General features: G+C 40.3%; 12 protein-coding genes. 3 read left to right on the top strand and 9 right to left on the bottom strand.

All coding sequences use genetic code 11. The annotated features are described in order from the left end of the window. Window positions 1–87 precede the first annotated feature (87 nt). The 3 genes from D172_RS20615 (at window position 88) to D172_RS20605 (ending at window position 3,828) form a co-directional block, all read left to right on the top strand. On the top strand, window positions 88–774 hold the full coding sequence (locus tag D172_RS20615; protein WP_007376658.1) for a 4'-phosphopantetheinyl transferase family protein: 687 nt from the start codon (window positions 88–90) through the stop codon (window positions 772–774). Window positions 775–1,221: 447 nt separating this feature from the next. Continuing rightward, entirely contained in the window at window positions 1,222–3,288 is a 2,067-nt protein-coding gene (locus D172_RS20610; protein ID WP_033023430.1) for a TonB-dependent receptor, read from the top strand. 78 nt (window positions 3,289–3,366) lie between these two features. Further along, the gene (locus tag D172_RS20605; protein WP_007376660.1) at window positions 3,367–3,828 is read left to right on the top strand and encodes a hypothetical protein; all 462 of its coding nucleotides are present in this window, start codon (window positions 3,367–3,369) and stop codon (window positions 3,826–3,828) included. A 260-nt stretch (window positions 3,829–4,088) separates the two neighbouring features. On the opposite strand, the gene D172_RS20600 is transcribed toward D172_RS20605, so the two are convergent. The 9 genes from D172_RS20600 to D172_RS20560 all read right to left on the bottom strand — a co-directional run bounded on the left by D172_RS20600 (window position 4,089) and on the right by D172_RS20560 (window position 20,311). Continuing rightward, window positions 4,089–4,892 carry a heme ABC transporter ATP-binding protein gene (locus tag D172_RS20600; RefSeq protein ID WP_007376661.1) on the bottom strand — a complete coding sequence of 268 codons (804 nt, stop codon included), beginning with the start codon at window positions 4,890–4,892 and terminating at the stop codon, window positions 4,089–4,091. Window positions 4,893–4,895: 3 nt separating this feature from the next. Further along, the gene (locus D172_RS20595; RefSeq protein WP_033023434.1) at window positions 4,896–5,948 is read right to left on the bottom strand and encodes a FecCD family ABC transporter permease; all 1,053 of its coding nucleotides are present in this window, start codon (window positions 5,946–5,948) and stop codon (window positions 4,896–4,898) included. Between the two features lie 2 nt (window positions 5,949–5,950). Further along, complete coding sequence (locus D172_RS20590; RefSeq protein WP_007376663.1) at window positions 5,951–6,916, bottom strand: heme/hemin ABC transporter substrate-binding protein; 966 nt, start codon at window positions 6,914–6,916, stop codon at window positions 5,951–5,953. Between the two features lie 117 nt (window positions 6,917–7,033). Further along, window positions 7,034–8,248, bottom strand: coding sequence for a succinyl-diaminopimelate desuccinylase (gene dapE, locus D172_RS20585; RefSeq protein ID WP_007376664.1), 1,215 nt, complete (start codon window positions 8,246–8,248; stop codon window positions 7,034–7,036). A 195-nt stretch (window positions 8,249–8,443) separates the two neighbouring features. Then, complete coding sequence (locus tag D172_RS20580) at window positions 8,444–10,156, bottom strand: (2,3-dihydroxybenzoyl)adenylate synthase (RefSeq protein ID WP_007376665.1); 1,713 nt, start codon at window positions 10,154–10,156, stop codon at window positions 8,444–8,446. Continuing rightward, window positions 10,153–12,189 carry a condensation domain-containing protein gene (locus D172_RS20575; RefSeq protein ID WP_007376666.1) on the bottom strand — a complete coding sequence of 679 codons (2,037 nt, stop codon included), beginning with the start codon at window positions 12,187–12,189 and terminating at the stop codon, window positions 10,153–10,155. The genes D172_RS20580 and D172_RS20575 overlap by 4 nt, the downstream gene beginning before the upstream one ends. A gap of 38 nt (window positions 12,190–12,227) precedes the next feature. Then, a complete protein-coding gene (locus D172_RS20570; protein ID WP_007376667.1) occupies window positions 12,228–13,898 on the bottom strand; it encodes an amino acid adenylation domain-containing protein in 1,671 nt (556 codons plus the stop codon). A 1-nt stretch (window position 13,899) separates the two neighbouring features. Further along, window positions 13,900–14,112: an MbtH family protein gene (locus D172_RS20565; RefSeq protein WP_007376668.1), complete on the bottom strand. Its 213-nt coding sequence runs from the start codon at window positions 14,110–14,112 to the stop codon at window positions 13,900–13,902. After that, window positions 14,105–20,311, bottom strand: a complete 6,207-nt coding sequence (locus tag D172_RS20560; RefSeq protein ID WP_007376669.1) for a non-ribosomal peptide synthetase — start codon at window positions 20,309–20,311, stop codon at window positions 14,105–14,107. The genes D172_RS20565 and D172_RS20560 overlap by 8 nt, the downstream gene beginning before the upstream one ends. Between the last annotated feature and the right edge of the window lie 11 nt (window positions 20,312–20,322).

Genomic DNA, 20,322 nt, shown 5'->3' with positions numbered 1-20,322 from the left:
ACAGGTCATAAACTTTACTTTATTTATTATATTTTTAACGTACCATTAAAGCGCTACTCTTAATTTTAGGAAAAATGCAAATAGCATATGGAACTTTCCCCTTATACTCAGTTTACACCCTACCTTAGCCACAGCACTTTTTGTTGTAAATTTGATAGTAACCACTTTATTGATAGTGACTTTTCGAGTTATCAGATTTTTTCACCGCTGCAACTTCAAAAAGCAGTCACAAAACGAAAGGCCGAGTATTTGGCTGGCCGATTTTGTGCGAAAAAAGTACTAAACGCACTCGGTATTTTCTCTTTTGATATTCTTTCTGGCAATGATCGCGCGCCGATATGGCCTGATAAAGTTATCGGTAGTATTACCCACACTCAAGGGATTGCAATGGCAATGGCCTCTCAGCGCACAGATATCGCTGGCATTGGTATTGATATCGAACAGCTAATGAGCGCAAAACAAGAGCGAGAGCTACAAGAACAAATTTTACACCCTAATGACTATCCTCAGTTTAGATTGTTCGCAGAGCAGGTATCACACCCGTTAACCATTATCTTCTCAGCAAAAGAAAGTATTTTTAAAGCTTTGTACGCAAGTGTGAAACAATTTTTTGGCTTTGAAGCGGCTACGCTCATTGCCTTTAATGAACAACAACTGCAATTTAAAATAACCCAAGCACTTTCACCGCAAGTGCCTAAAGACACTTACTTAACCGTATTTTACCAATGTGACAAAAATATAGTGCTCACAGAGTGCGAATTCAAAAATTCCTAGTTATACCAACCTGCATAAATCTTTGAGCAATTTAACGAATTAAATTGCACTATACGTCGTTAAAATTTTTATTTGAAACAGCTAGATAAAAAATTTGTCTGGGACCTGTTTATCTTTCGAGGTTAAATTTGCAGCTCTATGCTTGGTATTTAGGTAAGGCTGAGCTTATGTAGTGTGGTTATTCCCCATAAATAGGCGATAACGTTGAATAAATGCCAAACATGCGCTGCCAGTAGGATAACGCAGGAGCCGCTACCAAGCCCACTAGGTTACAACCTCACGCCGCGATTAAATCGCCCCTAGATTGAAATAACAGCCAAACCACCTCCCTACTGATTAACAATTAAGTTAAAAATACAACATTAATTAACTTTAGTGTTGTATTTTAATACAACCAAATGTAGTATTAAAAACAATTATCATTTACATTTACAAAAGGGAATACCTGTGAAATTTAAGGATGTTTTAATCCCCCTCGCAGCACTTACATCTACTACAGCTTTAGCTAATTCTGATAACAATGACGCAGTGGATCAAATGACCGTTATTGAAGTTACTGGAGAGTTATTATCAAGAAGTCTACTACAAAGTGGTAATAGCGTTGTTGTTTTCGATAGTAAAGAACTTGAAAGCCGCCCCGAATTAAGAACAGTAAGAGACGTATTAAGCGAAATTCCAAACATCACAATGGTCACTGGTACTGGTAAAGCTCCAACAGTAAGGGGTATTGATGGTACTGGAGCCGCAGAAAACGCGAATGCATTTTTTGCAGGCAGCAGAGCACGCTTAAACTGGCAAATTGATGGTCGTTCAGCGACTTATAACGAAATAGTTTTTGGCGATTTAGGTATTTGGGACCTTGAACAAATTGAAGTTCTCAGAGGGCCACAAAGTACTTTAGCTGGGCGTAATGCAATAGCAGGTACAATACGGGTAGAAACACAAGATCCGACGTTTGAACAAGAGTTCACAATTCGTGCTGAAGGCGGGAATTTAGACCAAAAACGACTTTCAGCTATTTATAATCAACCTCTTTCGGAGCAGTTTTCCTTACGAATTGCAGCAGATCAATTTGAACGTAGTTCATCTGTTGATTATGAATCTTACCCTGGTGTTAAAGACCCAGCTGACATGGAAGGCCGTGCAATTAGAGGGAAATTACTTTATGAGGGCGATGACAAATACGGTACACGCGTGGTTGTTACACTAACCGATAACAAATACAGTGGTCCAAATAGTGAAATCATTGATTATCCATTTGAGCAACGTCGTTCTAATTTTCCGCAACAACCCGTTCATGTTACGCATACTAAAAGCTTAGGCATTGAATACAGCGCATCATTAACTCAACAACTACAGTTAGAAGTAACGGCTTCAGCAACAGACTTTAATTTTGAACGTAAATCTACGCCAGATGGGTCTAAAGCGAATATTGATAACAAAGAGTTTGTGATAGAACCTCGTTTACGCTATCAAGGTGATAACGGCGAACAATGGGTTATTGGTAGTCGCTACTACACTTCAAAACAAGATGATTGGATCCAATTCATTGTAAAACAAAGCTTTACTGATGATTCAGATAATTTTGCAATCTACTCTGAGGGTGCCCTCCCATTTAGTGACAAATTTGAGCTAACGGCAGGTTTACGCTACGAAAAAGAAAACCGCAAACGTGAAGGCGGTGATCCTGATAGAGCGATTGCAAAAATAGAATCCGATAACGACTACAGTGCCTTATTACCTAAGCTTGGGCTCAGCTACCAAGTAAGTGATACGCATATTGTCGGTTTACAATTATCTCGCGGGTATAATGCAGGCGGCGGCGGCATTTCCTTTGGCGCACCAATTGTTAACTATGAATATGATGAAGAGTACGTAAACTCTTTAGAAATCTATGGTCGTCAGCAATGGGCTAATAACAGTATAAGCACATCTCAAAACCTGTTTTATTCGCAATATACAGACATGCAACTACCTTTTGATTTAACACCTGAAAACTCACGTGATGAAGCTTATGTAGTTAGAAATGCAGACGAAGTAACTACTATTGGTTTTGAATTTAATGCCGATTGGCAGATTAATGATCAGTTCAATCTTTATGGTGGTTTTGCACTGTTAGATTCAGAGATCACTGATTATCCAAACTCAGGCCTAGAAGGGAACTCATTACTTACGGTTCCTTCTGCTTCTATGAAATTAGGGACCACATGGCAATCAAATAATTGGGTTGTTAACGTTAGTGGCCAGTACACTGATGGCTGGTATACCAGTATTTCAAACGATGAAGGCGGTAAAACAGACGCTTTTGCGACCTTTGATACAAGTTTGAACTACGTTATCTCTGAGCAAGCTAAAGTGTATCTTTCAGTACGTAATATTTTTGATGAAGATGCTCCTGTTGCATTGTATCCAGGTACAGCACCTGCTGATAGCAATGAACCTGATACTAACTTTGATACAGCAGTATTGACCCAACCAAGAACGATTAGTGCGGGCATACAGTATACATTCTAATCAATCAGATTTTTCCACGGCAAAGCTAAATTATTTGCTGTGGAAAATCTATAAAATCAATAACAAAGGTTATTAAGTATGACAACAATTAAATACGATAGCAGCCTCTGGCCATTAGCTGTAACAGTAGCAAAGGGGGAGTGCACGCTAGCAATGCACTTAGACTCTTTAATATCATGGGATCGTTGGTTTGATAGAGCTGAAGCATTTATTGTAGTGCGTGTTTATACAGATGAAGCATCCTTACAACACCCTAAAGGGGCGGGTCCTGCAACACAAGAATGGCTTAAAAATGGTGCGGCAGAGAAAATGCAACAACTTGTTCAAGCGATGCTTATCGTTGTTCCTGAGGAGCAATATCAAAAATTGCAGAATATGAGCGTTCAAAAAGCCTTTGGTATACCTGGAGCCGTATTTAAATCACTTGATGATGCTGCAACATGGCTACAGGCATCAGCCAAAGAGATAGCGATACCTGAAAATATTGAATTACAAGATGTAGCTACACTTGTCCACTCTCATTGCGGTAATACCAATTAGCTTAATTAAGTGATCTATTTTGAGGTAAGAAAATCGTGTCGATAACAAGGCAACAAAGAGTTAATCGTCCCTCAAAGGGAAGCGCATGTTTGGTCTTTATACTGCATTATCGCCTATTTATGGGCAGTGACCACACTACATAGGCTCAGCCTTGCCTAAATACCAAACATACTGCTGCAAATTTAACCTCAAAAGATAAACAGGCCCTAGTTACCCATTTATAAAAACACTCAATAATATGTAATCGATACAACTTAAAATCATATCTTTGTGAGTGTTTTTTCCGCCACCATAATGTGGGGAAGTACATCTTCAATATCTGTTTGCAGCTTTGCATTAATATTATAAACATTACTTAAATGGCGCTGTGTTAGTACTTCTTCAGGCGAGCCATGAGCAACAACTTTTCCTTTATCAAGCATGTAAATTCGATCTGCAAAGCTCGCAGCAAGTGATAAATCATGAAGAACAGCAACAACTCCCGCGCCTTGTTTTGCCGTTGTAACGGCTTGGTTCATAACTTCATATTGATGATATAAATCTAAGCTAGCAGTTGGCTCATCAATTAATAAATAAGCATTTTTTTGCTGAGTTAAACTTGGCTGTAATTGGCACAATACACGCGCTAATTGAGTACGTTGCTTTTCACCACCAGAAAGCTGAGTAAAGCATTGCTGTGCTAGGTGAGTAATCCCTACGGCTTTCATTGCATCATTAGAGCACTGTTTCAAAGTAGCCTGCGTACACTGTTCTTGATGACTAAAATGCGCCATATCAACAACTTCATTAACGGTGAAAGGAAAATCTAACTCGTAGCTCTGGGTTAATACCGCCCTTAATTTAGCAAGCTCTAGCAAACTATACTCATTTAACTCTCGTTGATTAATATTTACCGTTCCGCCACTTAACGGCAAATCTCCTGATAATGCTTTCATTAATGATGATTTACCTGCGCCATTGGGACCAATGATAACTACAATTTCATGTGGTTTTACATAAAAATCAATATTATCCAGCAACGTTTTATGTTTAATTTTTACGCTAAGTTGATTGCCAATTAACATAGTTCACTTTGCTCCTTGGTAAGTTTTTAGCAGCATAATCAAAAAGAATGGACCGCCAATAGCACTGGTTATTAGACCAATGGGCACTTCTGCTGGTAGCATTATGGTACGGGCAAATAAATCAGCAAGGCTAAGCATTAATGCTCCCCCTAACATACAAGCTGGTAATAAATAACGGTGATCTGGGCCTAATATTAAGCGCATAATATGCGGCACTATTAAGCCAACAAAACCAATAACGCCCGTAATTGCGACGGCTGCGGCAGTGCAAAGTGCCGTATATATAAAAACCTGCTTTTTCAATTTAGTCACATTAATGCCGACATGCTTCGCTTGAGCCTCTCCTAATAAATACACGTTAAGAGGTTTAGATAAACGTAATAAACCAATACAACAACCAATAATAATACCGAGTGTTGGCATTATCATCGCAAGGTGATTCCCCGCCAAAGAGCCCATACTCCAAAATGTTAAATCACGCAATTGTTGCTCATTACTTACCAGTGTTAAGATACCGATAATAGCGTTTACAATCGCATTTACGGCAATCCCTGCCAGTAGTAGACTAACGATAGTAAAACGCCCATTTTGCGCGCCCAACCGATAGATAAACATGCATACCGCTATACAACTCAAAAATGCCCCTACAGGCACCGCATAGTAGCCTAAGTTGTCGCTAAAATTAGCAAACAAGCTTGTTCCTAATACAATAGTTGCTACTGCACCTAACGCTGCACCACTGGCAATGCCAATCAAGCCAGGATCTGCTAATGGATTTCTAAATAAAGCTTGCATTGCAGCACCGCAGGTTGCTAAACCAGCTCCAACAACCATCGAAAGTAGAATACGAGGAAGGCGGATCTGCCAAATTATAGCGTGTTTAAGCTGATCATCTACCGGTTGGGTTAGCATAAGCATCGTCTCGCGCAGCGTTATCACGACCCCTCCCTGACTTAGAGCAATAAAAAATACCAATATACAAATAATAAACAAAACAGGAATAGATAAAACCCGTATCCGTTGTTGCGCTAATAACCTATTTCCTAACGCCAGCATAACTATCGCTCGTCCTGTTGTTTTGTGCTGTTTTCAGCTAATTTTAAAAATCTATATTGATAGCCATCTGGCAAGCGTGTTTTAGGATAAAATGCATGCGCTAGTTCTACGGCCGCTTGAGGCGTTCTAGGCCCCATACTTAACAAATAGAGCGCATCAAAATTGTAAATACGTGCATTTTTTATCGCATTTGAATATTTAAAAACAGATAATATTTCAGCGCTTGGTTGCTGATCATTGGCGCCAATTCCCATACTAATAATCACATCAGGATTTAGTGCCAATGCAGCCTCGCTTGAAATCGTCTGCCAGTTAACCATTGTTTGAGCCATCATATTCACTCCACCGGCAATAGTTACCAACTCATCAGCAGTCGTCTCTGCCCCTGCAACCATAAGTTTACTACTGCGGATAACCAAAACCTTAGGTTTAGTACTTGTTTGCTCTAAAATATATGACAAGGCCTTGCGGTCCGCTTGCAAAGAGTCTGCGAGCATATTGCCCTTACTCACAACATTTAATTGTTTGGCTATTTGCTCTATTTTATTTTCAATACGCCAAAAGTTGTCGTTTTCATGCAAGATAACCAAGTTAGCGCCAGTGAGCTTTAATTGCTCAACCATTTTTTTAGGACCAATATCTGATTCAGCGAGGATAAGATCTGGATTTAATGACAACACACCTTCAACGCTTATTTTGCGAACATAGCCAATTTGTGGCTTCTGAGTTGCAGCGGCAGGATAAACACTGGTGCTATCAACGCCAACAATGCGTTGTTGTTCACCAAGGGCGTAAATAACTTCTGTTATTGAGCCCCCTGCAACCACTATTCGCTGTGGATTAAGAGGCTGCGGACTTGCATGTACATAGCTATTAGCAAGTAAAGTAACAAACATAATAAATAAAATAGATAAGGGTTTCATTGATGTTAAATTTAATTTGAAAACAAAAATACTAACAGTTTTCATTTGCAACTTGTAGTTTTTATTATGATTGTTTTAATGACCTATAAAATTTAGTTTAGCCTCTTAGGTAATAAGGTATGTTAGCTTTTCAGAGTTAAATTATTTCAATTTAAAGGCTATTTAACCTGAGCTCTGGTTACTTAGTAACTTTTTAAACACCGTAAAATAGATATTTGTTAAATTTCCAAGCTCACTAATATGAACTCGTTCATTTTCTTGATGGATAGTGCCGTTAGTTAAACCAAGTTCAACTACTTGCGGACAAATATCGCTAAAAAAACGGCCATCAGAAGTTCCTCCTGCAGTTGAGGTTTGAGGAAGCAAACCAGTACATTGGTTAATGGCTGTTTTGCACTCTTTTATTAGCGAAAGTTTATTTTTACTATTCTCTGCAGAGTAATAAGGGTTGCAAGCATGCGATGTTGTTAGTGAGAAGTCATTAGTAGTTCGCGTTACAATATGAGTGACTAAATGAATTAGATCATCTTCACTGTAAGCCGTGGTATAACGAATATTTAAATTAATTATTACAGCGTCAGGTATGACATTATCGCTGCACAAGCCTGAGTCGATATGAGTGACTTGCATTGTTGTACCAAGCTGATTGCTATCTCTATTATCCCAATCAAATTTCATTAAATCTTTTACAATGCTACAGGCATGATGGATAGCATTAATGCCTTGAGTCGGATAAGCAACGTGCGCACTTTTTCCATTAACTTGAATGGCAAAACTCAACGCCCCTCTGCGTCCAATTTTTAGCATGTCACCGCACTGCTTTATTGATGTCGGTTCTCCAACAATACAATAATCCAAGTCCTGTTTTGCATCTTTAAAGTGTTTTACAATTTCACATGAGCCGAATAAAGCATCGCCCTCTTCATCGCTGGTAATTAAAAACCATAGTCGCCCAACAAAGCTCCCTTCGAGTACTAGCATCTCAGCTGCAACTAAGGCTGCGGCAATACCGCCTTTCATATCTGCGATGCCTCGACCGATCAGGTAATCATTTTTAATTTCACCTGCAAAAGGTGGGGCTTGCCATTTATTAAGATTACCTGCGGGCACAACATCCGTGTGCCCACAAAAACCTAAATCGGGTCCATCACCATTAGATATAACAGCAATTAGGTTACTCACCCCATGACTTTCAAATGTATCGATTTTTGCTCCCAGCATTGATAACTTTTTTGCAATCCATGCTTGGCAACCTGCGTCATCAGGTGTTACCGATTCAAATTGCAGTAATTCACGTGCATACTCAATTACTCGACTTTGGTATTCGCTCTTTAACTCAGCCGTTAAAGTAAATTGTTCATCGATGATAAGGCTCACCTCATAATTAAATAAAGGGTATTGAGGGAGTTTGTTTCATCAACAAGTTAAACAACAAACTCCCAGTAATAACTAATACTTTAAACGCACTACCAATCCACTATTAGCCACAATCAACATCATTAGCTTGCTTATATTCAGCAGCCAGCCATTGCGGTACATCCTCTGGTGGTGATTGCGCATCATTAATTTAATTCACACTGTTTGTATTGCTTGATGTTGCTTATTAAGCTCAAGGTGAATTTGTGCAGATAATTTTTTACGAGCAATTTTACCTATAACGGTTAATGGGATATGTTCAACGTACGCCACTGTATCTGGCAACATATAGCGTGCAACACCTTGTGCCGCTAAGTATTGCCTTACGTCTTTGAGTGCTAAGTTAGGCGAATTTGGGTCTTGCGAAACAATAACTGCGCATGTTCGCTCACCGAGTTGTTCGCAAGGTAGTCCCACAACAGCAACATCTTTTATGCCATGATGACAAGCTAAATGAGCTTCTAATGTTTCAACAGAAATAGTCTCTCCACCTCGGCGAAGAACCTCTTGGATTCGGCCTTCAACAATAAGGTGACCACTGCTTAGCCGCCTTACCTGATCCCCAGTACGGTAATAACCTTCAGTAGTAAATGATTTTTGATTGGCCTGCTCGTCTTTATAATAACCACGGATTGTATATGGACCTCTGGTCAACAGCTCGCCACACTTTCCCTTTGCAACATCCTGGCCTTGTTCGTCCACCACCCTAACTTCATCCAAATCAGATAATGGACGTCCTTGAGTCTTGAGTTTTAAAACACTAGGATCTGAATTACGAGTGAAATTAAGAAGTCCTTCAGCCATGCCAAACACTTGTTGTAAATTACAATTAAGTTCATTACCGATTCTGCGAGCTGTAGCTTCATCAAGTTTAGCACCGCCAACTTGTAATAAATCAAGACATGCCGCTGGAGGTGTTACTAATGCAGCATAATTAAGCCAAGTTTTCACTAAAGTCGGCACTAACGCTGTCACCGTAACCCCTGCTTTTTCAATATACTCAAATGCAATTTCAGGACTCGGCACTGGACACATAACGACACCAGCTCCCACTTCAATCGCACCTAAAATACCTGGGCAAGCTAATGGAAAATTATGCGCCGCTGGTAATGCTACAAGATAGCGGTCTTGTGAACTCAATTCACACAGCTTAGCACTGGCTTTTATATTGTAGAGGTAATCTCTATGTGTTCTTGGAATTAACTTCGGTATTCCTGTTGTACCGCCTGAGCATAATAATAAAGCCATTTCAGCAGGTTCCGCTGCGAGACCAGGAAACTCAAGTGCTGTCATTTGAGCTTCAGTTGCTTTAGTAAACCCTAGTAAAGATAATATTGACGAATGCGGTTTTAAATCTAGGCCATCCACAACAACATGTTTAAGTGTTGGGACTGTATTAAGTAGCTCATTGGCAAATGCATGACAATCAAAGCTAATCGATTGTTCACTAACAAACCAAGCACGTGCTTGTGTTAATTTCACAAAATGCAAAATTTCACGTTGTCCATGTCCAGGTAACGCCATGACAGGAATAACGCCAAGTTGGAGTAAAGCGAAAAAGGTTAATACAAATGCATTATTATTACCCATTTGCATCACCACTTTATCACCTCGTCCAAGACCAATACTGTGGCAATGCTCTACTATATTATTCACGACAGCGCTTATTTCTTGGCCTGTCATCTGTTGCCATTCACCAGATTGAAGGTCGGGGCCGCTGAGCAAGATAACATCAGCATATTGCTTAAGTTTTGCAGTTAACCAATTTGCAAAGTTTTCATTTTTCCACACCCCCTGCTCTTTGTACTTTCTGCTTATTTCTTCTGGCCAAGCATATAACCCGGCTTCGGTAGGCACAAACTCAGTCACAGTGACCCCTCCATTTCCAATTCAGCACTGAGTGCGTCATCATCTAAATCTAAGATTTCACAATACACTTGAGCAATTTGTAATACTTCTTCAGCATCGCTCGAGTCAGTAATTGAAGCGGCAATGCCTGCAATAGAAGGTGAACTAAATAAGCTTTTCATGTCTATCGAATTGGATCCGAAGATTTCCCTAATTTGCGCGATTAACGAACTTGCTAAAACAGAATCCCCACCCGCAGCAAATAAGTTTTGATGAATATTACTACCATCCCCCCCGATCACTTCATGCCAAATAGAAGCTACCACACGAACTATTGGCATACTTAACGAGGTTTCATCATGTTCCAAATTTTTAGTAATTACTGGCTCTTGGACCTCAGCAACGGCTCTATTTTTGGGTAACGTATCACCAATATGCGTATCCCAATAATCCGGCTCAGTGACGAGGTTCACCACGGTATTACTGAAAAAATTAAACATTGCATCGAGCACACCATCAACAAAAGCATCCTCTCGACAATCCCAGTTAATTAAAATACCACCATCAAGTTCAGTTACTTGCGCATCAAGTAATACCTGTGGCCCTTGAGAAATAATCCAAATAGGATCCCCAAATACTCGGCGCACATTTGCATCAAATAACTCACCTAAATTTAATGCGCTTGTAAATACAACAGGCGCTGTTACTTGCTGCCCACGTGCACGCCCTAAATCTCTTAAAACATGAACTCCACCGTAGTCTGCGCGCGCTGCTCCCTCGTGCATACTAGATTGAACATCACGCGCTCGTGTCACAAAAGTTGCAGTCGGGCCAGTATCAACATCGAGAAGTATTGAACTACTAAAGTCGCCTACCACCTCTTTAATATTAGGGCCTGCGAGTGGACGTTGAAATAAAGGAACATTGAGAATAAAACGCGGATCTTTGCTCCATCCAGCCAGAGTTTCTGCCAGCACGGTTGCTAACACCACTGATGGGGTTAATCCATACTGACGACATTGCGCATATAATTGTGCTTTACGCTGCGGATCAATATTAAAATGGCGTCGTGTTGTAATAGGATGCTGCGATAAAGCTGCTTTTAAAGGTAGTAATGGGCCATTGGGTAAAGAAGCTAGCTGTGTTTGCCACCACATTCCTGAGCTTTCTTTTATTGACTCCCAATTATGCTCAATGGCCATTCGGCAATCTTTATAACTCATTGCTAAATCAGCAAGTTCTACATCAGGATCATCGTATAACAGTGCAAGATCACGCAGTAGCGTGCGATAACTAACGGCGTCTGCAGCTATCATATCAATGTCTAAATGCAGGCGACTGTTACCATTTTCTAATAAGCTTAAAGCGACCGCAAATACTTCTCCTGACTCAATATCTAACATTTGTGATGAATAGGTCGAGCGATACTGCTCTAATAACTGCTGCGCAACATCAGTAGGTTTATCTCGTAAATCATTAAAAATGACATGCACTGTATTATTACTTGGATTATGTATTTGCTGTCCGCTGGAACATACTTGTAAACGCAACGAGCTATGACGTTGAACAAGTTTCTCTATTGCTAGCGTCAAACGGGCTAAATCTAATGGCTGTGACTTATCATTGATTGCCGACAACTCAAATTCACAATACAGATGCGCTGATACACCCCCAAGCGGTTGATTAACATCACGTCCTAACCAATAGGCATACTGCATAGGCGCAAGTGAAAAAGGCGCATGAGGAAGTTTCCCGATTCTTATTTTTGGGACCCCAAATATAGTGTCTTGTGTATTATCAGCGAGGCTGGCAGCCGATATCCTAAGATACTCAACCCATGCCCCCACGAATGGTTTTTTAGCTAAATCTGCAAAGTTAATATCATAACCAGCCGCTCGCCAAGTTGACACTAAGTTCATTAATGTGATCGAATCAAGTCCTGCTTCAATTAGGTTACATTCTGCTGAGACAGCGCCAGGCTGTAAATTTAACGTATTACTAACGACAGCAAGTACATCTTCTAATAGCGAGGCTGAATTACTATTTTTATTCATTTGGGTAGTTTCCATTCTTAATGTTTGTCTTTACCAAATCATGTTGTTGACTTGGCGAGGATGTCTTGTTGCTTCAAACGCAGCAGCTCTAGCCGCTGTTGATGCAAAGAAGAAGTACTTTTTTGATTTGCTTGCCACTGCATAAGTAACGCTTTTTCATCCAGTTTTCCATTTACTGTTAGCGGGAATTTTTTAACAAATAGAAAGTCTGAAGGTAAATAGTGAACAGGGAGATGCTGAGATAGATAATTTCTCAATGTTGCTATTGGTTGTGCGGTAAATGATTCCTCTGTCGCGATTAAAATAGCAATTAAGCCATCTGATAAACCACTGTCGAGGCATGGTTTTGCTATCACGGCTGCTCTTTGTATCTTTGCATGAGATTCTAAAACAACTTCTATTTCACTCGGCTCAATACGAAATCCCCTTACTTTCAATTGCCTGTCTGCGCGACCAAAATAAAAGAGTTGACCATCAATTTGCTTCGCTAAGTCACCCGAACGATACATCCGCTTCCCAGTGTGAAAAGGACTGGCAACAAATCGCATCGCGGTTAGATCAGGGCGATTGATGTAACCGAATGCCACTTGATCTCCTGCTACATAAATTTCACCAATTTCACCATCAGCCACTTTTTCTAAATTTTTATCAAGTAAAAGCACCTCCAAACTAGATAGCCCTTCACCTATTGGACTATTTTCAGTGCCACAAAGTGAATCACTTAGTGTTAGCCATGTTACGTGCACCGTTGTCTCTGTGATCCCGTACATGTTTATCAATTGCAATGTTTCGCAAGGGTAAAGCTGCCACCATTTTTTTACTTTATCCAAATTAAGTGCTTCACCACCAAAGACCACTTTGCGCAAGCATAGTGGTTGCTCACTCATTTTTAGAGCCTTACTTTCTGCGTCAATTAAGGCATAAAATGCTGAAGGCGTTTGATTAAGAATAGTGACCTTTTCTGCTCTCAAATATTGCACTAAGGCGTCTGGTGACCAAATTACACTTTTTGGAATAATCGTTAGCTTGGCTCCTGTGGTCAAAGCTCCCCACACTTCCCACACTGAAAAATCAAAAGCCAGTGAATGAAACAAAGCCCAAACATCAGTATGTGTTGCATCTAATAAAGGCATTGCCGCATTAATTAAGGCCAGAACTTGCTGATGCCCTACAACAACTCCCTTAGGGTTTCCCGTCGACCCTGAAGTAAAAATAATATAAGCGAAAGCACCTGCGGCTCTGTAAACAGGTTTCTCGTGCTCATCTGGAATAAAGTTAAATTGGTCCTCGACAAACAACAAATGACTCATAGCTTTAGTAAGTGAATCGTTACCCCAAAGCGTCTTGCTCAACTCTCGCTGAGTAACAATTGCGCTAGGCTGACTACAAGCAATTATCCAATCGATCCTTTCTTTGGGGTAGTCGGGATCAATCGGCACATAGCACGCTCCAAGTTGCAATATTGCTAACACGTGAATAATTTGCTCACAGTTTCTAGGCAGTATTAAAGCCACGCAGTTTCCTGTACGAACACCACTTGCATAAAGTCGATGTGATGCCAAATCAGCTTTTTGTTTAAGTGCTTTATATGTCAAGGAGCTATGTTCATCACTAACGGCGATGCGATTAGGGTGCATAACGGCTTGTTCAGCAAAGGATTGATACAGGCATGCTGTACCTGCTGGCATCCCTTTGTTAATCTGCTCCATATTAATTCCCATCCATCTCTATGAGTGATTTAGGACGTAAATCTGTCCAATTATCACTTAGCCAACTCAAACAAGTATCACGTGTTTGAGGGCCAAAAACCTGCTCCCAACCAGAAGGAATAGTTAATACTTCAGGCCATAACGAATACTGTTTTTCATGATTGATAAGAACTACAAATGCCATTGATTCATCATCGAAAATATTTTCACTCATGATTTAACTCCAAAGAGACTGTTGATAGGGGGTTTAATTCGCTGTTATTAAGTTGCGCAGAATTTGCGGCTTCATGACTGAATTTGTTACAACTATCGACAACTTCTTGCAAATAGAACTCAAAATCAGTTAATAGCTGAGCGCTACGTTTTTTACCCACTGCATGCGGGTCAAAGCTCAAACGGATCTTGGTTGTTGCACCAGGGTAGATAAATAAAGCAGCGGCTTGGCCAACCGAATCTTGCCACTTAACATCCTTCAATCCTGCCAATGCAACTGGTAATGTAAGCCCTTGAGATGAATCGACTTGTTTAATTGGCTCTGCGGTTTGTGTATCCGCATCAAGGGCATTTTCAATAACTAATAAAGTATCAAAAAATTCACCAAAACGATGAGTCGCCTCCAAATTATCCAACCTAACCGGAGCTAACGCTTGCCATTCAAATTGCTCAGTTTGCAACTGCTGCAACAACGCAATTGGACTACTCAAAGGATCGGTCTTAATACGTATTGGTACTAACTGAGTAACCAATCCAACAAGCGTTTCAATACCTGCTAACGACGCTGCACGACCAGAATCAAATAAACCAAATACGACATCGTCCTGATTAAGTGCATTACCCACTGTTTTAGCCCATGCCAATTGAAATAGCATGGCCGTAGATACATTAATCTTTGCAGCTAATGCTTTAATGTCTGCATTTACAGCAGCACAAAGCACACTAGATAATTCTTGTGAAGGAAATCGTTGTTGTCTTGTCGGGCATAATAATGAAGGGGCTTTGAAACCATTCAGCGCTTTATTCCAATATTGACAAGGTATTGTCGGATCTTGTTTTTGTAACCAATCAAGATATTGACCCCAATGTAAATTTGGATAAGCTAAAGTGGCTTCAGCACTCATTCCTCCAAGCCACTCTTGCAAAATTCGAGGGGCTGACCAACCATCAAGCAGTAAGTGATGACAATGAATCAAAATTAGCCACTGACTATCACTTATACGTATAGATAAAAATCGCATGAGTGGCGGAGCATCAAATTCAAAGCGATATTGGTACCATGCTGTGCGATGCTGCGCTAACAGTGCTTCATATTGCTCACTTGGTTCACCACGTAAATCTAAAGTTTCCCATACAGGCTCGAGTATATCGGCAGTAAAGGTAGAAAATGTTTTTACAAAAAAGCCTGATCTTAGCGCGTCATGACGGCGCAGAAGATCGGCGGCCCCTGCTTTTAAAGCACTTTCAGATATTTCTGGGGTGTGTTGATTAGAAAGAGCTATTTCCATTTGTGTTGTCCATGGATCTGCTAGTCCATGACAGTGGCGAAGCATTTCAACTTGTAGTGGCGTAGCTGGCTTAATTGTCAAATTATTACTATCAACAAGACCTTGCGCTTGTAGCTGTTGTTGTTCTTCAATAAAACAGTCGTGTAGTTGATGAAAAAGCTTATTTAACTCAGCTTTAAATCGTAGTAGATCACTATGGTGCAATTCGCTACTAGGTGCTATCGCATTAAAGTGAAGTGTTTTTATCCCTTTTTGTTGGCTGTAATAGGCTGTTAAATCTAAAGAATTTAGTAACGGCCAGTGATCGGAGCAAGCTTCAGTAAGCTGCTCAAGAAGCGGAGTTACTGACCATAAATCTGAATTGGAGGATAAATTTAAATCACCAAGAAAATTAAAACCGACTAACCATCCATTTACACCTTGTTGAGCAGGCGCGACACCACTTGATGATACAAAAGGAGAGTCTTGCTGAATAATTTGACCACACCATTTACGCAACACTGTTTCTATCAACTGGCTCGACATTTCGTCCGATTTAGTCTTTAAAACATCACTATTGAGAGCCACATAAACTTCACGGGCAAACCAGCCAATGGTCCTGCTTAAATCTTGTGTTGGTTCCTGTACTTCTCGACCATGCCGCTCTAGTACCAAGGTAGGGCAGCGATTATCTAGCGCTGGTTTTAATTTTGATGTAATAGCAGCTAAGCAACTTATAGCAGGTAATAAACTAGCCAGTGGAAGCCCTAACCTACGAGCGACAGTTAATGCCGGACATGTTTTATTATAAGGTTCCAAGCTCCAAGTTAATGTGTGAGCACTTACCAACGTTCCCAAATTGGTTGAATTTGGCGCAGGTATATACTGCTGGCTTAATTTATTTATATGATTGGACCAACTACGCCATGATGTTGGTACAGGAGGTAATTCAAGTTTTTCATTACTCACTTGCTGATTTCGGACAATCGCAAGGTCTTCAGCCAAAATATGCCATGATGAGGCATCTATGACTAAATGGTTTATGGCAAACCAAGCCCTTTGGTTATTATTTTCATTTTCTTTAACTAACAATACGGCAACCATAACACCGTTTTTAGGACTTAAATTACTGCATAGTTGTTTTGCCAACTCAGCTGCTGATAATACACCTGAGTTTTCTAAAGTGGGTAAATCAGCATTTTCAGAATACACTCTATATTTATTATCATCACACTGTTGATAAGTTTGCTCACAATAAATAGTTTGGGTATTTTCAACTGGAACATTTAGGGATAACTCTCCCGTACCCGATTGCACCAATTGAGCTCGCAACAACCCATGGCGATTAAGTAAAGCATACACAAGCTCTTTTAGTTCACCAGCCGTCATACTTTCAGGCACTACTACACTTGCTAGTTGTGCAAATCGATCAAGCGGTGTCGCTGCATTAAGGTAGCGCTGCATTAATAAAGTTGAAGTAAGCTGACCTTTATCATTACTATCGTGGCTAACCGTTTTACTATTTTGACTGTCTCCGAGGGGATCAACTTCGTGTAATTCTTTAACCAAATTCGCAATGCATTTTGCATTAAATACTTGGCGAGGAGTAAGGTGGATCCCTTCTCGACGAGCGCGACTGACTAATTTTACAACTGAAATACTATCGCCACCCACTGCAAAAAATCCATCGTCAATGCCTATTGTCTCAATCCCTAAAACGTCACACACTAAATTACATAGCTTTTTCTCCAGTTCATTGCGAGGGGCTCTTTTGGCAATAACACCTAAATCATCAGGTATCGACAGCGCTTTACGATTAATTTTTCCATTAGGTAACTTAGGTAGTTTTTTATTAATTACAAAATACTTGGGGACTAAGTGAGGGGGTAGAGCTTGCTCACATACATAGCGAAAGCGAGCTATTAAGTTTAAATTAGCCTCTTGATTATCGCTTAGTTGCTCCATTTCATTTTCAATATAACAAATTAACTCCATCGCACTTTGAGTAACTGCTCTGGCAATGACAGCGCAAGGACATTTAATTAACAGCTCAATGGTTGACTCAACTTCGAGCGGCTCAACACGAAAACCTCTAATTTTCACTTGCTCGTCTATACGGCCAATGTATTCAATATTTCCTTGAGTTGTCCATTTTACTCTATCACCAGTTAGATAAAGTCTTTCACCTTGTTCAGCAAAAGGATTAGCAATAAACTTGCTTGCTGTTAAATCACTACGATCAAGGTATCCCCTTGCTAATCCAGCACCAGCAATTGCAAGCTCACCAGGCACCCCTAAAGGCGCTAATTGCAAGCAACTATCTAAAACATAAACTTGCCCTCCTGCAACCGGCCCACCTATTACCGGCTTTTCAGCGGCATTGGTTTTAGCAATCATCGCATCCACTGTTGCCTCTGTCGGGCCATATAAATTAAAGCCCAACGTACCAGGAAGGCTCTTTATACGTTGCCAAAGCTCTTGTTTTACCGATTCACCACCAAAACCCAATATTGCAGGTGTGTGAGGTTCAATAAATTGCCCATTTGTATCTGTAAGTCCTGACTGTAACCACGGTAATACTTCATCTAGCATACTGGGAGTTAACTCAATAAAATCCATTTTTTTAAGCATTATCTCTTTGGCAAGAGTGACCGCGTCTTGCATCGTATTTGCATCAAATAAATAGACTTTATGGCCTTCAAACATCCACAGTGTAGGTTGCCATGAGGCATCAAAAGCCAAAGACCAAGCATGGCCAACTTTTAGCTGATTATGTTCTACAAGCGCAGAAGCTTCGCTATAGAGATCGTGTTTATGACTAGCAATAAGGTTAACCAGAGAAGCATGTTTTACAACAACACCTTTTGGCTGCCCTGTTGAGCCTGATGTAAACGTAATACAGGCTGGATGAGATGGGCGCAATGGCCGGCATCTCTCTTCGTTTGTAAGATTAAGATCACTATTTTTTATACTTAATGCTTCATTCTCAATAACTAACAAACTGACTGTTTTAGTTTGTAATTCAGCCGCTTTAGCTGATTCAAATGAATGTGCATCACCATTATTAATTACTATATTTGGCGCCGCCAATGTAAGTACTCGGTTAATGTAATCCTCTGGATAATTTGGATCTATAGGTACAATAGCGGCACCTGCCTTGAGTGTACCAAGCATCACAACGAACCATTCCAACTGGCGAGGCATTATTATGGCAACCCGATCTTCTGGCCCAATCCCTTGCGATACTAGCCACCTTGCGACTCTATTTGCTCTTGCATTGAGCGTTAAAAAACTGAGGTCATGCAGCACGTTTTGTTGTTGCAAAACACTCTTTATCGTTTCACTGCCAACTAACTCAACGGCAGTTCGATTTGGGTATTTACTCACGGTATTCTCAAACCAAGCAACGAGCGTTGTTATTGGGCTTACAAAAGCATCGCGTTGACCCCATTTTATTAATTGATTTTCATCGGGTAATACAGTGGTAATGTTAGCTAGTGCTATATCTGGTTCTTGGACACAATGTTTAAGTAACTGTAGCAACCGTTTCAAATGATTTGGTATGGTTTTTGGTCGATATAATGAAGCACGCCAAGTGGCTTGAAACTGAAGGCAGTTATCTTTTAATAATGCGTCAAAAGAGAGATCTGTTTGCGTTGTACCATTAAAATACTTTTCCCAATGTACATCTAAGCCATCTATTATGGGTGGAGACATCCCATGGCTTAAGAAAGTCACCATAGTGTCTAATAATGGGTTTTGCGATTCCCCTCGTTTTATTTGTAATTTTTCAAGTAATAATTCAAAGGGTAAATCTGCATGTGAAAAAGCAGCACGACATTGTGTCGCACAATCACGGATCAGTTCACGAAAACAAAGTTTATTATCAACCTTAATCCGCAGTGGAATAACATTCCCAAAATTACCTATCAGGTCACTTAGCTCAGGTAAATTACGATGCGAAGCCACTGTCCCTATCGTCACTTCTGAGGCCCTAGAAAGCCGAGTCATTAATAAAGCAATCACCGCAATAATGGCTTCAAAAGTTGTAACTTGTTCTTTTCGTGCTAACGTAAGTAGGGTTTGTGTTGTTGCTTGATCAAGATTATCACTGTGCCAGCCACCATTTTCATTTTGCTTCACTCCCCGAGGAAAGTCAGTTGGAAAATCAATAGGCTCAGGTAGCGGTGTAAGCTGCTTTTGCCAGAACGCAACCTGCTCTTTGCTTTGCTCGGAATCTTGTTGCCATTTTTCACGATGCCATTGAGCAAAATCTAAATACTGGATGGGTAAAGGAGCCCGTTGTTTAGATTCGCCGCTCTTAATTAGCCTATAGTATGTTGATAATTCATTAGAAAAAATACCAAATGACGCCCCGTCCCAAACAATATGCTGCCCTACCATAACTAAAGTGTGATGGCTGTCGGTCATTTTTACGAGAGCAAGTCGAAGTGTACTCTTAGTTGCAAGATCGAAAGGTTCTGTACTTGCATGTTGTGCTATTTCTTTAAGACGTACTTCTCGCGTCTGCTGATCTAAATCTTGTAAATCATATTCACACCACTGCAAAGGAAATTCATCAAGCACTTTTTGTCGAGCACCAACAATAGGGTCTGCATAATAGGAAGTTCGAAAAATACTGTGCCTGTTCACTAGTTCAAAACAACTTTGCTGTAAAACACGCGCATCTAAACAACCCTTAAATTGCCACAAGACACAAACATTGTAAGCAGACGAAAGTGGGTCTAGTTGATTAAGTAACCACATCCTTTCTTGCGCATTAGAAAGTACATAACTGGTCTCATTTTTTGCTTTTGAAACTGTAAAGCTTTGATTTAATGTCGATAAAGAGTCCACATTATTATTCGGCATGGTTATTTTTCGAGTTGCCGCCAATTTTCTCGCAAGCTTTAGCCTAAGTGCATTATCCATAAAACAGACCC

The sequence above is a fragment of the Pseudoalteromonas sp. Bsw20308 genome (assembly GCF_000310105.2).
Classification (GTDB): Bacteria; Pseudomonadota; Gammaproteobacteria; order Enterobacterales; family Alteromonadaceae; genus Pseudoalteromonas; species Pseudoalteromonas fuliginea.
Note: the sequence above shows the minus strand (reverse complement) of the source record. Positions and strands in the feature narration are given on the sequence as shown.

Excerpts from the sequence above, each read along its gene's own strand:
- D172_RS20615 (WP_007376658.1), top strand. The coding sequence starts at position 88 with ATGGAACTTTCCCCTTATACTCAGTTTACACCCTACCTTAGCCACAGC.
- D172_RS20605 (WP_007376660.1), top strand. The coding sequence starts at position 3,367 with ATGACAACAATTAAATACGATAGCAGCCTCTGGCCATTAGCTGTAACA.
- D172_RS20600 (WP_007376661.1), bottom strand. The coding sequence starts at position 4,892 with ATGTTAATTGGCAATCAACTTAGCGTAAAAATTAAACATAAAACGTTG.
- D172_RS20595 (WP_033023434.1), bottom strand. The coding sequence starts at position 5,948 with ATGCTGGCGTTAGGAAATAGGTTATTAGCGCAACAACGGATACGGGTT.
- D172_RS20590 (WP_007376663.1), bottom strand. The coding sequence starts at position 6,916 with ATGAAAACTGTTAGTATTTTTGTTTTCAAATTAAATTTAACATCAATG.
- D172_RS20575 (WP_007376666.1), bottom strand. The coding sequence starts at position 12,189 with ATGAATAAAAATAGTAATTCAGCCTCGCTATTAGAAGATGTACTTGCT.
- D172_RS20570 (WP_007376667.1), bottom strand. The coding sequence starts at position 13,898 with ATGGAGCAGATTAACAAAGGGATGCCAGCAGGTACAGCATGCCTGTAT.
- D172_RS20565 (WP_007376668.1), bottom strand. The coding sequence starts at position 14,112 with ATGAGTGAAAATATTTTCGATGATGAATCAATGGCATTTGTAGTTCTT.
- D172_RS20560 (WP_007376669.1), bottom strand. The coding sequence starts at position 20,311 with ATGGATAATGCACTTAGGCTAAAGCTTGCGAGAAAATTGGCGGCAACT.